9 protein-coding genes are annotated in these 16286 nt (G+C 32.7%); 5 read left to right on the top strand and 4 right to left on the bottom strand.

The genetic code is table 11. The annotated features are described in order from the left end of the window. The first annotated feature begins 160 nt into the window (after positions 1–160). A complete protein-coding gene (locus tag AAON49_RS07365) occupies positions 161–2623 on the top strand; it encodes an ATP-binding protein (RefSeq protein ID WP_349553794.1) in 2463 nt (820 codons plus the stop codon). A gap of 75 nt (positions 2624–2698) precedes the next feature. On the opposite strand, the gene AAON49_RS07360 is transcribed toward AAON49_RS07365, so the two are convergent. Next, positions 2699–6943, bottom strand: a complete 4245-nt coding sequence (locus AAON49_RS07360) for a DUF8693 domain-containing protein (RefSeq protein WP_349553792.1) — start codon at positions 6941–6943, stop codon at positions 2699–2701. Positions 6944–7272: 329 nt separating this feature from the next. On the opposite strand from AAON49_RS07360, the gene clpB reads away from it, so the two are divergent. After that, positions 7273–9876, top strand: a complete 2604-nt coding sequence (gene clpB / locus AAON49_RS07355) for an ATP-dependent chaperone ClpB (RefSeq protein ID WP_349553790.1) — start codon at positions 7273–7275, stop codon at positions 9874–9876. 49 nt (positions 9877–9925) lie between these two features. Here clpB and AAON49_RS07350 read toward each other — a convergent pair whose 3' ends face one another. From AAON49_RS07350 to AAON49_RS07340, 3 genes are read right to left on the bottom strand one after another with little or no spacing between them, the layout of a single operon-like run. Further along, positions 9926–10525 carry a hypothetical protein gene (locus tag AAON49_RS07350; RefSeq protein ID WP_349553788.1) on the bottom strand — a complete coding sequence of 200 codons (600 nt, stop codon included), beginning with the start codon at positions 10523–10525 and terminating at the stop codon, positions 9926–9928. A 26-nt stretch (positions 10526–10551) separates the two neighbouring features. Further along, positions 10552–12369, bottom strand: a complete 1818-nt coding sequence (locus tag AAON49_RS07345; RefSeq protein ID WP_349553786.1) for a UvrD-helicase domain-containing protein — start codon at positions 12367–12369, stop codon at positions 10552–10554. Then, a complete protein-coding gene (locus AAON49_RS07340) occupies positions 12369–14375 on the bottom strand; it encodes an ATP-dependent nuclease (protein ID WP_349553784.1) in 2007 nt (668 codons plus the stop codon). Before AAON49_RS07340 ends, AAON49_RS07345 begins: the two co-directional genes overlap by 1 nt. Before the next feature lie 133 nt (positions 14376–14508). Between AAON49_RS07340 and AAON49_RS07335 the strand changes: the two genes are divergently transcribed. The 3 genes from AAON49_RS07335 to AAON49_RS07325 all read left to right on the top strand — a co-directional run bounded on the left by AAON49_RS07335 (position 14509) and on the right by AAON49_RS07325 (position 16268). Continuing rightward, positions 14509–15105: a TetR/AcrR family transcriptional regulator gene (locus AAON49_RS07335; RefSeq protein WP_349553782.1), complete on the top strand. Its 597-nt coding sequence runs from the start codon at positions 14509–14511 to the stop codon at positions 15103–15105. Between the two features lie 47 nt (positions 15106–15152). Continuing rightward, positions 15153–15644 carry an acyl-CoA thioesterase gene (locus tag AAON49_RS07330; RefSeq protein ID WP_349553780.1) on the top strand — a complete coding sequence of 164 codons (492 nt, stop codon included), beginning with the start codon at positions 15153–15155 and terminating at the stop codon, positions 15642–15644. 129 nt (positions 15645–15773) lie between these two features. Continuing rightward, a complete protein-coding gene (locus tag AAON49_RS07325; protein WP_349553778.1) occupies positions 15774–16268 on the top strand; it encodes a histidine phosphatase family protein in 495 nt (164 codons plus the stop codon). The last annotated feature ends 18 nt before the right edge of the window (positions 16269–16286 follow it).

Raw genomic sequence — 16286 nt, 5'->3', positions numbered from 1 at the left:
TCATCTTTTCTTAAAAAATAAATATTGAATCAAAAATCAACAATAAATTTAATTAACTTACCTTCCAAGAACTCACAAATACATTAGTATGAGGAACATAAACATGAAACTTATACCATATTTTCTTATTGTTTTTTTTGTTTTTTTTGGAAATCATTCGATGGCGCAAACCATTTCAAAAGAAAACTATAAAGAAAAATATAAAGAAGCTGTCAACTATATTCGTCAAGATGATGTAGGAAATGCCACTAAATTAACATATAAACTTATTGACTATCTCACAAATAGTAGAGATATTTATAAGGATAGTACAGATATTCTATTATCCAAAAATTACTGGAATCTTACAAATACCTATTTGTGGAAAAATCAAGAGTTAAGTATTAAATATGCTGACTCTACTATAGCTATAGCTCTTCGTACAAATAGTCCAGCAACAAAGCAAAGAGCCTACTCTATCAAATACTATTGTCTATACTATGAAAAAGGAGCTGAAAAAACATTGGACTTTTTAGCCGATGAATGTATCAAATATTCCCTTCAAACTAACAATAATAAAATGCTTGGTGAATCTTATATGCACAAATGCAATTCTATGGTTGAGTTGGGAAAGACAGAAGAAGCAACCAATTATTGTAACAAAGCTGTTGAAGCCTTTAAAAAAATTGGAGATGAGGCATATTTAGCCTCAGTATATAATAACATTGGAAATGTTTTTACAAAGAAAAAAGAGACACAAAAAGCTTTGTCATTTTATGAAAAGTCGCATGAATTATCCTTGCGTGTTGAACCCGCCATTGAGATTTCTAAATCGGCTAGAAATATTGCAGAAAAGAATGAAGAGCTAAAAAACTTCAAAAAAGCTGCTGCCTATTATAGAGTATATGGAGATAGTCTAGAATCTCATATGAATCAAGTATTAAAATCGAAGTTTGCTGAAGCTGAATCAAAATACCAAGTAGAACAAAAGGATAAAGAAATTGCGCAAAATCAACTAGAAATTGCAAAACAAAAGAATACAAGAAACTTATACATCATTGTCTTACTATTTATATTTATGGGTGTGGTAGCTTATCTACAGTATCGATATAATAGACAAAAAAGACTCAAGCTATTTGTTGAGAATAATTTAGCTAAAGAGCAAGAAATTAATGAGATGAGAACAAAATTTCTAGGAAATATCTCTCACGAAATTAGAACTCCACTTACCTTAATTCAAGGAAACATCGAACTGGCAATAGAAAAAGGATCATTAGATAAAAATGTAAATGAATATTTGAATAATGCATTGTCTAGCAGTAAACAAGTAATTGATGATGCTAATGAAATACTACACATACTCAAATTTGAGAAAGGAAAACAGGAAATTAATTTGATCTCCACACCTATTCATAAATTTTGTAAAAGAGTCTTTTTATCTTTTGAATCTGCTGCAAATGATAAGAAGATAACACTGAAGTATTCTAGTAAAATCTCTGAGGACGTTTTGCTTAAAATAGATCAGAATAAAACAGAAAAGATTATCAATAATTTAATTACAAATGCAATAAAATTTAGCTCATCTAATAGTGAAATTCTTTGTGATGTGAGAAAAAATAATGAACTCTTAGAAATTTCTGTAACTGATTTTGGTATTGGAATTCATGAAGAAGATCAGCAAAAGATTTTTGATCGATTTTATCAGTCAAGTAAAACCAAATCCATTGGTGGTATTGGAATTGGCTTAGCTCTTAGCAAAGAATTTGCTCAACTTTTAAAAGGGAAACTTCGAGTAGAAAGTTCAGTAGGAAAAGGAAGTCAGTTTGTCTTAGAGCTTCCTTATACTCTAGTAGAAATACAGCAAAATAATCTTGAACAAATATCTAATCTTGAGCAAACTCATAAACCAAAAATATTAGTGGTTGAAGACAATATAGAAATGAATAAATTCTTATCTGAGATTCTTCAAGAAAACTATCATGTTACTACTTGTTTTGATGGAGATGAGGCTCTAGATATGATTAAAAAGCATGATTTTGATTTGATTAGCTCAGATGTAATGATGCCTAAGATAGATGGATTTGAATTGAGAGAACAAGTAGCTAAGCTACAAGACAAAAAAGATGTTCCATTTATTCTTATCACCGCTAAAAACTTAGAAATAGATAAGATTAAAGGTTACAGGTTAGGCATCAACGACTATATTGTAAAGCCTTTTAATAAAAATGAATTATTAGCTAGAGTGACAAACTTGATAGAGAATAGTGCTAATAAAAAAGCGTGGAAATTAGAGAATAAAGACTTACTTGATAATTCAGAACCTTTTGATCAAAGATTATTAGCTAAAATCCAAGAGGCTGTTATTGAAAACATTAGCAATGAAGAATACAAGATTGAAGACCTAGCAAAAAAGGTAGGATATAGTCAAAGACAATTGTCTCGAATTTTAAATGAACATACAGGTATGTCGCCTGTAAAATTTGTATTAGAGATAAGATTGCAAAAAGCATATCAAATGCTACAGAATAAAACACATGCTACGCTAGCGGAAATAAAATACGATGTTGGAATTTCTTCCACTTCTTATTTTAATAAAAAATTCAAAGAGCGGTTTGGTGTAAAACCAAGTGACTTCTTGAGTTAACCATTTAAAAAATCTCATTCCCTAACCACGCCAAGTTTATAGGAAATGAGATTATGAATCATCAAGCAAACTATCCTAATGCTTGAAGACCTTCTTCACAGTTCTTCCCTGATCTGTATTCACATGGATGATGTATAATCCAGTAGTTAATCGTGGTAGTTCAACTTCATTAGAAGTTGTCCCTATGAACTGAGAACTTAACATCTGTTGCCCCCTGATGTTATAAATTTTCAATGTTGCTTTTTTTCCATTCTCAATACCCGTTATTCGCAAGAAATTATTTGCTTTCAAAAACATGGCAATATTTGAAACCTGTGAGTGCTCATCTACACTCAAAGCAGATTGGGTAACATGTAGGTAAAGCCTACCAGTGCCATTTACATCTGAATTTAATGTTGTGCTATATGTCTCACCCATATTTCCTATACTTGTGAACGAATTATCATTTTTGTCTTCTACAAAAACATTGTATCCAGAAGGTAAGCTAGTTACATTAGCAGAAATCTCAACAGTTTCACCATTCGACCCTTTAAATCCAATTGGAATGATCATGGTTTCATAATTACTGTCTGGCAAGGATTGAATTTCAATCTTTCTTCCAAAGTTATTCTCAACCAACTGTGTGTAGAAGTCAAAACTATTTCCTGATGAGAATAGGTCAAAAATCGAGCTATCCAAACCAGCATCAAAATCGGTAGTAGCATCACTTCTGTATGCAATGGTTGAAGTTTTTGAATTGGCTCCATTAGTCATTGTAAGCACAATACTTGCGGTATTGTTTACACTTCTAGCAAATACATCTGTTTGGTGACTTTGCATTGATTCTTGGAGTTTGAAAGATCCTACTCCGTTAGTTACAATAAAGAATCCTTGGCCTGGTGGAATATATCTAGGAGCAGAAGCTTGATTGACTGCTTCATAAATACCCAAACTAGCATTATATAACCAAAGAGATTGCTCGGCTAGAATGTTTTTATTTACATTTAGTAGATCTGATGATTGCTGTGTTAACGCATTTGCTGCAATAGAAGAAGGAAACGGATTTCCTATAAAACTAAAACTATTTACTGAAGAAGTAATAGGTACTGATACATCAGATTCTGGAAAAGTACCGTTAAATGTAAGATCTCCAGAAGTTGTAAGTTGAATAGATCTTCCCGTACCTTGTTGAATATTTCCTGAGGTAGTAGATCCGTTCTGATAATAATTCCATGTCTGATTTGTGCTATCAAAATCTCTTAAAAAAAGATCATTGGCTCCAGGTCCAATTGCTAGTGGATGATTACTTGCAAAATTGTCGATATCTTGACCAGCAACCGGTGATGAAATCCAATACTCATTTGTAGTCCCTAGCGTTCTTTTGTACGTTAAGGAAATAGAAGATGTTCCATCAACCATCACAGATCCTCCATTATTAACAACCAATTGACCACTTCCCATTATATTTCCTTTTACGGTGAAAAAAGCATCTTTTTTCAACGTTACTGTAGCACCTGTTTCTATCGTTAGATTTTTTACCTCATAGGTGATACCCGCATCTATTTCCGGTTGCACAGTGGCTGAAGAAGGAATCAATGCTGATATTCCAGCTGTGGGTGCTCCGTTAGACCAATTCCCTCCTATCGACCAATCAGTACTTGAAGCACTCTGCCATGTTGTAATTGTTGTTGCTCCTTCATACGGACCCAAATCAATCGTTGTGTTTTGTATTCTTGTGTTTCCATCTAAATCTTCAGTTTGCGTATTGGAAGCGTTGGTTCCTACATCAAGAGCAATGGAATTGAGAAGCAAACGGAAGTTTCCGGAAGTGTTAGGAGCAGTATTTGGATCGATTCCTCCTACAAACGTTGGATTAGCAACAGAAATAACTCCAGATTGACCTGTAAAATTTTCTACCAAGGATGTGGTAAACGTCGTTGTACTTGAATTGTTTTCTGAAACAGATGCTGAAGCTGTATTGGTAATACCCGCTGCATCATTATTCCAGAAGATGCTATTAGCCACGGTTATTGTAACACCATCATTATAGATTCCACCTCCATCAGATGTAGCCGAATTTGCACTAAATGTAGAGTTTACAATGCTAGGAGCGGCATCTACAGAGTTATCCATTCCTCCACCAGTGCTTGAAGCCTTATTACCAGTAAATAAGCTATTGGTGATTATAGGTGATGCAAAATTGATATTATACATTCCTGCACCATTACTTGCCGAATTTCCTCTAAAAATGGTATTCACAACATCGCCTGAAGCAGTGTCGTTTAACATCCCTCCTCCACTTACAGTGGCAGAATTCAACTCAAACACACAATTTTTATACTTTGGTAGTGCTTGTAAATTAGCTGCTCCAGCTCCAGAGGTAGCTGTATTTCCACTAAACAGACTATTTTGAACATCAGTTTCTGAATCGAAAATATTAAAGATTCCTCCTCCATTACTTGCTGAGTTCCCAGTAATTGTACACCATGCTATTGTAGGCAATGAGCTTTCTACATAAATACCTCCACCTTCATTTTGAGCTTCATTACCTTTAATCGTAGAATGCTCAATAGTTAAGTCGCAGTTTTCCAAGAAAATCCCACCTCCTTTTTTGTCTTTAGCATCTGTACCATTAGCTAATCCATTTTTTACGGTAAAACCACTTAATTTTGTGTCTTTTGAGAACGTAGTACCATTTGTTACAACATGATACGCGTTCATACCTGATGGAACACCTGAGTCATTTTGATCTAAATCGCCACTCAAAATAGTTTCATTACTCACAATATCGCGTTCAGAGAGTTCTTGCTCATTTCCGAAAAAGCCACCATATAGTGCTACTTGATCTTTTAATAGAAATGTTGAAGCTCGATCATTATCTACTTGTCCAACACCTTCATCAGGATAGTACGTCCCTTTTTCTACCCATATTTGATCGCCATTTACAGCCAAAGCAATAGCCGACTGTAAATTTTTAAAAGCTTTTACCCATGACAGTCCATCATTATTATCGTTTCCGCTTGTAATGGATACATGATATATTCTACTTGTTCCTCCTTCTATTGCTCCTAAATCGATTGTTGTATCTTGAATTCTAGGGTTTCCAAGAATGTCTTTCGTTTCTGTATTTAAACTGTTGTTTCCAACATTTAAAGCAATTGAGTTCAAATGCAATCTGAAATCTCCACCTGTGATGGGAGCCATAGATGGTGCCACGTTTTTGATGAAATCTGGACTTCCATTCGATAAAACACCTGTAGTACCTCCTTGACTTTCTGGAGTGAAGTTATCAACTAAAGAGTTGGCAAAACTTAGTGTACTATTTGTTTCTGTTAATGTTGCACTGACCAAGTTTGTAGCGCTATTCGCCATATTATTCCAAATAATAGTATTTTGAATGACTGCAAGATTTGTATTATTTAAATATAGTGCTCCCGCTTCTATGGTAGCATTATTTCCTGTTATTGTACAGTTAATCAAATTCAAAGGTGTACCTGTATTGTAGATTCCTCCTCCTTCTTGAGTAGCCATATTTCCAGCAATGATACAGTTCGTAAAACTATTAGAATTGGTCCCTGTATTATAAATAGCCCCTCCTTGAGGTGAAGAATTCTCTGTAAACCTAGAGTTTACAAAAGTGGTATTCGCATTGTCATTATATACAGCACCTCCAGCATTTGAGGAATTTAAAACGAAGGTTGTATTTCTTACAATAGTTGTAGATAACGTACCGTTATACATTCCTCCTCCCAAGTTTCCTGCATTTTTCTCTATCACACAGTTAACTATTGTCGGGCTTGCTCCACTATTGAAAATTCCTCCTCCTTTATTTTCATCAGTTCCAGTACCATCAGCTAAGCCATTTTGAATAGTAAATCCATCTAATATTGCATTATCACTTCCTGTTACTACATGATAACTATTCTGTCCTGTTGCTGATGCTCCATCATTTTGATCCAGATCACCGTTTAAAATTGTTTTGAAAAGTAGTGGGTCTCGAGGAATGATGGCTCCATTTATTCCAATAAATCCTCCTACTAATTTTACACCATCTTTTAAAACAAATGTACTCGACCTATCATCGTTAGTTTGACCAGTTCCATCATCAGGATAATACGTTCCTTGAGCCACCCAGATTTCATCCCCTGGCTGTGCTGTAGACAAGGCTGTTTGTATATTTTTAAAAGGAGTAATCCAAGAAAGACCATCATTGCTGTCACTTCCTGTAGTACTTACATGAAAAACCGTTTGCGCTTTTAGTGCAATAGAGCTCAATAATAAAAATCCTAGTACCAGTAATTGGTAATATAGATGATTTTGATTGTAATTTTTTCGTTTCATAATTCGGATAGTTTTTTATTTGGTTCAAAGCTAGAATACCTTTATTGTGAGGGAATTCGTTAATTGGACAAATAGCTACTCATTTTGGACATTCACTTTTAATTGTCTCATTTTCAATCTGTTTATCGTTCGATTACAAAATTCTTGGATAACAACTACTTTGTAAAGAGGTTTTTTCCTGAAAATGATTTGGTTAATTCCCTGCAAACGTCAAAAAGTCAGTAGGTTTAAGTTTTTAAAGACATTATGACTGGAATTATGGAAAGTTAACGCATGGTATACTCTTTGACTTTCCATGGTTGTAAATTGAAAAGAAAAAAGAACATCGAATGAATTTTAATAACTATACAATAAAATCACAAGAGACCATTCAGCAAGCACAGCAGCTTGCTCAAGAATTAGGTCATAATCAAATTGAGAACGAGCATATTTTCAAAGCGATTACTCTCGTTGATGAAAATGTACTTCCTTTTCTATTGAAGAAATTGAACATCAATCCAGAAATTATTCAACAGATCATTGAAAAGCAATTAGAAAGTTTTCCTAAAGTTTCTGGTGCCGAACTTATGTTATCTCGCGAAGCCGGTAAAACGGTTACAGAAGCTTCTGTAATTGCTAAAAAGATGAATGATGAGTATGTTTCAATAGAGCATCTCATTTTGGCCATATTTAAATCAAAAAGTCAAATTGCTCAAATGCTTAAGGATCAAGGAGTGACAGAAAAAGCGTTGAAAACTGCGATAGAAGAGCTTCGCAAAGGAGAACGTGTAACTTCACAAAGTGCTGAAGAGACCTATAATTCGTTGAGTAAATATGCTAATAATTTAAACCAGTTAGCACAAGATGGTAAACTAGATCCTGTAATTGGACGTGATGAAGAGATTCGTCGTCTTTTACAAATTCTATCTCGTAGAACTAAAAACAATCCTATACTAGTTGGAGAACCAGGTACTGGAAAAACAGCCATTGCTGAAGGATTGGCACATAGAATTATTCGCGGTGATGTTCCTGAAAATCTAAAAGAGAAACAAATTTTCTCATTAGATATGGGAGCATTGATTGCTGGAGCAAAATTCAAAGGAGAGTTTGAAGAGCGTTTAAAATCTGTTATTAAAGAAGTAACTACTTCAGAAGGAGACATCGTTTTGTTTATTGATGAGATTCACACATTAGTAGGTGCTGGTGGTGGACAAGGCGCTATGGATGCTGCTAATATTTTAAAACCTGCTTTAGCGCGTGGTGAACTCAGAGCAATTGGTGCCACTACCCTAGACGAATATCAAAAGTATTTTGAAAAAGACAAAGCTTTAGAAAGACGTTTTCAAAAGGTAGTTGTAGACGAACCAGATACTGAAAGCGCTATTTCTATCTTACGTGGAATCAAAGAGAAATACGAAACACATCATAAGGTGCGCATCAAAGATGAAGCAATTATTGGTGCTGTTGAGTTATCTCAGCGTTATATTACCAATCGTTTTTTACCAGACAAAGCCATCGATTTGATGGATGAAGCTGCATCAAAACTACGTATGGAAATCAACTCTAAACCTGAAGAGTTGGATGCTTTGGACAGAAAGATCATGCAGTTAGAGATTGAAATAGAAGCTATTAAACGTGAGAACGACAAAAATAAATTAAAATCTTTAAATGCTGATTTGGCGAATTTAAAAGATGAACGTAACGAGATCAATGCGAAATGGCAATCGGAAAAAACAGTGGTAGATAGCATTCAATCGTTGAAAACAAGTATTGAAGAATACAAGCTTGAAGCTGAGAAAGCAGAACGTAATGGCGATTATGGAACGGTGGCTGAGCTTCGTTATGGAAAAATCAAAGAAGCACAAGAACAATTAGAAGTGCAACAAAAATTGTTGTCAGAGCAACAAGAAACTGCATTGATTAAAGAGGAAGTAAACTACGAAGACATTGCAGAAGTGGTAGCCAAGTGGACCGGAATTCCTGTAGCGAAGATGATTCAGTCGGAACGCGAGAAATTGTTGAAGTTGGAAGATGAACTCCACAAACGTGTGGTAGGACAAGAAGAAGCGATTGAAGCCGTTTCGGATGCAGTGCGACGCTCAAGAGCAGGGTTACAAAATCCAAATAAGCCTATTGGTTCGTTTTTATTCTTAGGAACTACGGGAGTTGGAAAGACGGAATTGGCAAAAGCTTTAGCAGATTATTTGTTTGACGATGAAAATGCCATGACACGTATTGATATGAGTGAATACCAAGAACGCCATTCAGTAAGTCGTTTGGTGGGAGCGCCTCCAGGCTATGTGGGATATGATGAAGGCGGACAATTAACGGAAGCTGTGCGACGTAAGCCCTACTCTGTAGTGCTGCTAGATGAAATTGAAAAAGCACATCCGGATACTTTTAATGTTTTATTACAAGTTTTGGATGAAGGACGATTGACCGATAACAAAGGACGTGTGGCTGATTTTAAAAATGCTATTATCATCATGACTTCGAATATGGGAAGTCATATCATCCAAGAGAAGTTTGAAAATTTAAAAAAAGATGTAGATACCGCAATGGAGCTTGCCAAAACTGAAGTTCTTGGTTTACTAAAGCAAAGCGTACGACCTGAATTCTTAAATAGAATTGATGATATTGTATTATTTACGCCATTATCACAAGAAAATATAAAATTGATTGTATCTTTACAACTGGAGAATGTAAAAAGGATTCTCTCAGATCAAGATATTACGTTGGATGCCACAGAAGAGGCAATTGCCTATCTTGCTGAGAAAGGCTACCAACCTGAGTTTGGAGCCCGACCTGTAAAAAGGGTCATTCAAAAAGAAGTTTTGAATCAGTTGTCGAAAGAAATTCTTGCAGGAAACATTACAACTGATAGCATCATATTACTAGATTCTTTTGATGAGAAACTGGTATTTAGAAACCAATCGGATTTAATTTTAAGTTAATTTAGATTGGACGTACACCCAAACACCACACTTGAGAGTGTGGTGTTTTTTAATTCAATAATTCCGAAATGCTATCAATTTCTGAAAGTGCTTCTTCTATTTCTTCTTTACTGTAATTTTTTAAGAAATGTTTTCCTAATTCAATACAATAGACTCCGATAGATATATCTTCATAGCTTCTAACATATTTCTTAGCATAGTAATGTTGAATTATAGGAAATCTCAATTCTGATTGCCAATAGTAATCTTTTTTTATGATTAAGTAAATTTCAAATTTTGTTTTTTTTGTCATGTCAAAACGACTGATTTCACCATAAAGAGTATTACCTTTTTTTAAACTTATGTTTATCCGGTCATTCATTTTGACTACACCATTCCCCAATCTTTCAAAGCTACTTACATAGACTTCTAAATCAGAAATATATTTTTCCATTTCCCTCTTATTTGCTGTACTACTAACAAAATTATTTTCAAATAAATTAATAAAATGTTGAACAGCTTTATTAAGATTCTTTACTTTGTGATAATGATTTATTCCGTTTTTCCAACGTAGATATTTAGAGTTACCAAAAACAGCTGGTTTCAAAATTTCTTCATGATTCTTTGGGTTAGACCTAATATCTTCTAATTTACTATGTGGTATCCTCATCTTTATTTAATCTTTGAATTAGACGACTAATTAGTACTACTTTTAGAGCCCATTTTATTATTCCAAACTTCTACATCTGAATCCGGAACAGCCATTATTAGTACTTTTCTGGGTCTAGTTATACCAACATATACGATTCTTAATTCTTCTTTACAATTGTCTGGTAAAGCATTAAAATCTGGCACATTTATTATATTTACATAATTCCTTATTGCTTTTTTGCCTAGAAGTAATAAAACAGCTTCAAAAGTTTTTCCCTTAACAGAATGAACCGTGCCATAATAAAATGGGTGAATACTATTCGAATTTAAATTACTTGCATAATAGTCATCAATTAAAATATCCCCATTTTCTGTATTAATATTTAATGTTATTCCACTGTCTTTTAGTTCCTTATTAGATTCCTCAACCCACTTATTAAAAGTTTTTCCATTAGTCTCTGAAAGCTTACCAATGAAACTGAAAATAGTATCTCGATGTTTCATAAATCCATTTAATTCAATTTGAGCCTTTATAAAATCATCTGTACAATAAAAATTACGATTAGTTTTTCTTATTAGTGCCTCAAAATATCCTTTTTCTATGAGTTTGTATCCTTTAAAAAAATCGTAATTTTCTATTAAATGCTTTCCTAAAATGATATTTCTAACGTGATATTGTTTGTCTATCCACGGGATATTTTCATAAGATGAAATATCAAGATTTAATCCTAAATATTTAGAACTGCTTTTACCTCTGTATAATACAGCCACATTTTCCTTGTTAATTTCGATATCATTCTCTTTGCATAATTTTAAGAATTCTGATAAAATATAGTCGAAACTAGACTTACTTTCTTCTTGACTTATTATTGTTGGATCTTTTTTAGTTGCTTTTTTTGGAAGCTTATAACCTATTATTTGAGGTACAAAATCATAATCTGCTACTTCTTCATTTACAGCATCTGATTTTTCAAATGATGATAAATTACTTGTAAAGTTACAAATGGCTTGAGAACTTCTTCGATTTTCATCAAGTAGAATATTATCCCATTCTTCAAATTTTTTATCAAATAGTTCTGGTTTAGCGTCGTTCCATTCAAATATAGATTGGTCTCTATCTCCAATTAACATTAAATTATTAGCACCTGAATTCTTTAAAATGTCAAGAATTCTCATCTGAACTTCATTAGTATCTTGTGCTTCATCAATTATAAAATATTCAAAAAGATTAGCTACATTAGCTGCAATAAGGGGATAGTTATCTAATATTTTTAAGGCTATATAATTAGCATCAGATTGATTTGCATAACCTTTAGAAAAAAAATCCCATTTAGAATTAATTATATTCTGAATATTTCCATTTAGCTTACCTGCTTTTGTATAATAATTCCATATAAAATGGAATGCCTGATGTGGAGCAAGCCTTATTAGTTCATCATTTATGTTGAAGCTTGTTTTATCAAAATATTGACTATAATCCGTAGGGAATAATTTGTGTGACCAATTAGAATGGGGTTCGCCAACAAGTATAGGGCGAATAGAGCATTTCATAATCAAATGACCAAATGGAAGAAATATATATGTATTAATAAAACTGTCAATAGTTCCTATAAAATGAGGATATTTTAGAGGAACATATGTACCAAAATCATCTCTAAGTTTCTCTTCGATTTCTGAACAAGCAACATTTGTAAAAGAAATTGCTGCAATACCTTTTCTCTTAAAATCATTTTCATGTAACAATTTAGAGATTCGAGCAGATACAGAATAAGTCTTACCACTTCCTGGGCATGCTTTTACGACAACTGCTCCGTGCTTATAATTTAATATTTCTTTTTGCTTATCTGATAAATGCTCGTACATTATTCTCTATTTATTACCCAACGAATTGAATCCTGAATATAATCTGGAACTACAAAAATCTTTCTCAAAACAATTGTTTTTTCTAATTCAACTGCGAGCTGTTGTGCGAATTCAGATTTATCTTTATTTGATTTTAATTTTTCTAATAAATCTAATGCTTTATTTTCTAATGATTCATCATCAGCTACGAAGATTGTTCGTGGGTGCATACGTTTATAAACATCCAACATAATCTTAGCATTAGCAGTGTTTGAAACCATTAATTCATATTCAAAGGTGTTTTCTGCTAAAACAACCTTTAAATGTGCTTCTTCTAACTTTTTTGCTTTGGAAGCCCTGTCAGATATCTTATCATGCATTTCATTTAAAACTCCTTTAATAAATACAGATTTGTCTTCATAACTTTCAATTATTAAATCTAAATTATTATCAAAGTTTATTATTCTATTATTAGCATCTACGATTCCTATTTCTTTTAGCTTATTAAAAATAAGTTTAGCATTAACAGAATCTATGTTTAGTTCTTCACTAAGAAAATGTTTTGGAGCAATTAATCCTTTATCATTATCAGTTATGATTGAACAAAAGGCAGATAGACGTTTATTAAAATCTTTAGAGTTATAAAGTTTTGCAAACGGTTCAAAAGCAACTCCATTAATATTAATTAATTCAATTCCATTTTTATCTAGATTAAATTCTTCTCCCATTATTTCAGCAAATACAGGAAGCAATAAAGCTTCGGATATTCCTTCAACTAGAATTGTTCCATTCGAGAAAAAGAGTTGAGATTTAGTAACATCTAAAAATTTTCTTAAATAACTTTTATTATTGATATCTAACTCCGAATTTTTAATTGTAAAACCACTAATTAAACTATCTTGACTTTGTAACACTAATAAATTATCTAAGTCAGATTTTGCTGTTATAGTAGGAGAATGAGAAGTAATAAATATCTGTACTCCTAAATCTTTCAAGCTACTTAAATAATTAAAAAATGAATTCTGCCTTTGAGGATGCAAATGAGCTTCTGGCTCTTCAATTAAAAGAGCATAATAATGCTCTATTTGTTCTAATCTTCTGTTTTTTAAATCCCCAAGAACTGATGATGCTAAAATCAGATTGTTTTCTCCCAAACCATTTTGACTGATGTCGAAATATTTTTGTTGGGTAAAATCTTCACCTAATAACTCCTCCTGATATACAGGTTTCCGAGTTAAAACTCCTTTGACTATATTGTTATATTTATATTCCAATAATTTTAAATGTATTCTAGATTCCTTTTTTCTTATATCTGCTTTCTCTAAATGTTCGTTTACAAAACTTTCACCTGTCTTTACTAGTCCTGTCCAATCTCTATCTTGAATTACACTTTGGAGAGTACTTGCTAGCTGATTTTTTTTATCAATATTTAGCTCAACTTCTTCATCTTCTCCTTGTTCATTTCTTTTATTGTATTTAGTCATTTCTTTAAATAAAGAAGTGACTTTATTACCTTTTGAATAAGGCTTTAACTCTAATTCAGCGTTTCTTAATGGCTCTAGGTAAGAATAAAATAATAGCTGGGCTTCTTCTGGCTTTATTCTTTGACCTGGATTTTGTCCTCCCCAAATATCCCATCTTAATACTTGATTACCTTTAGGGTTGGTTTCTAATGAATATCTTGCTTGAATTTGTAAGTTAATATCATCTGGATCATCTGGGTTTTGCCAAAGTAAACTTTGAAAGTATTCTCTGTCTTGAGGAGCTTCTATTTTAAATACTAAACCAAATTCTATGGGTTCTAGAGGAGAGTTTAACTCGTAAACATTAATATGAAAATCTTCGTCATTCTTAATGCCAACATCTTTCCATTGCTTTCCAATACTTAAACAAATACGAAGAGCGTCTATAATTGTTGATTTTCCTGCATTATTTTCTCCTATTATAATATTTACATTATCATTGAAATTAAGTTTTAACTCTTTGATTCCCCTGAAGTTTTTGATGCTAAGTGTTTCTATATACATTGATTAAGTATTTATGCTAAAAAGTAATTAATAAATAGATTTAATATTTACGTAAAACCGCATTTTAAACTGCAGATTTCCGCATTTAAAAATATTTTTATACCAATCGGTATATTTTTACTATCTTAGCAGCATGACAACAAAAGCTGCCATTACCAAACAGTTTATTATAGAGACTTCTGCTCCTATTTTTAACAAGCATGGTTATGCAGCAACAAGTTTGAGTACTTTAACCAAAGTTACGGGTCTCACCAAAGGTGCCATCTATGGAAACTTTGAAAACAAAGAAGACTTAGCCATTCAAGCTTTTAATTACAATATTGGTGGTGTTTTTAGGGCTATTAGACATCAAGTAGATCTTAAAGAGAACAGCGTAGATAAATTATTGGCCATTGTAGATTTTTACAAAGATTACCTAGAATATTCCAAAAAGCATGGAGGTTGCCCCATTATCAATGTGGGTGTAGATGCCAACAATCAGAATACAAAGTTGTTACAGCATGTACGAAATATCATTCAGAAGATTCATGTATACATCCGAGATATTATTGAGCTAGGTAAACAAAAAGGAGAAATTCAATCCAACATCTCCTCTACCGATTGGGCCATTCGTATCGATAGTATGATACAAGGAGCTACCTTTATGGCTGGCACCATGAATGATGCTCGTTATTTGCATGAGATGAGTAATCAATTACACGAGATTGTTATGAAACAAATCAAAATATAAAATTTTTTAATCAAAAATATACCGATTGGTATAATAAAATACAAAACATGAAATACCCAAAAACAGTAGAAAGCAGCGCAACAATTCGTTTTCAAGATTGTGACCCATTTAATCATTTAAATAATGCAAGCTATATCAATTATTTTATGAATCATCGTGAAGACATGCTGCTAAAGCATTATGATATTGATATCTATAAAATGGCGAAAATAAGTGGTAAGAGCTGGGTAGTTGGAAGTAATCAAATTGCTTATCTAAGACCCGCCTTTTTGATGGAAGAAGTAGTAATACAATCAGAGTTAATAAAATACGATGCCTCTAGTTTACTCGCAGAAATGAGAATGTACACCAAAGATAAAACTCAATTGAAAGCCATATTTTGGGTAGGGTTTGTACATTTTGATTTGTTAACTCAGAAAAAACACATTCATAGTCAAGAATTTATGGAGCTATTTAGCAATATCCTCCTCCCAAAAGAAGAAACTTTATTTGAAGAACGTGTACATAGCATAAAGTCTAAGATGTATCATTCTGTGTAAATTTGTTAACTACATTTTATTCTTTTTAAGCGATGGTCATGGCCATCGCTTTTTTATTTCTTCTTTAACTTTTCAATACTTTTCTCTTTTGTCATTTTATGTATCTTAGTCCTATTAAAATTTACAAACATGAAAAAAGTACTCTTTATTTTAGCCTTTGCCTTATTTTCATTGGCTTCGTATGCACAAGAAGTTACCACATATTATTTTATTCGTCATGCAGAAAAGCAGCGAACAAATCCGAAAGATAGAAATCCTAGTTTAACCTTTGACGGTTATAAAAGAGCAGATAATTGGAAAGAAGTTTTTAAATACATCCCTTTAGATGCAGTGTATTCTACAGATTACAACAGAACAAAACTCACTGCTAAACCTACAGCTGATAGTAAGAAATTGCCTATTCTAGTATACAACCCTAGAAATATGTATTCTGAAGGTTTTCAAAATAATACCAAGGGAAAACGAGTTTTAGTGGTTGGTCATAGCAATACGACACCTGCTTTTGTTAATAAAATCTTAGGAAAAAATAAATACAAACAAATTGACGATTCTAACAATTCTAACTTATACATTGTCACTGTTATTGATGGAAAAGTATCAGATACTGTTTTGAAAATCAATTAAATAGAATCGAAATCTATA

Source organism: Pseudotenacibaculum sp. MALMAid0570 (assembly GCF_040151415.1).
Taxonomy (GTDB): domain Bacteria; phylum Bacteroidota; class Bacteroidia; order Flavobacteriales; family Flavobacteriaceae; genus Polaribacter.
This window is presented reverse-complemented; position numbering and strand designations above follow the sequence as displayed.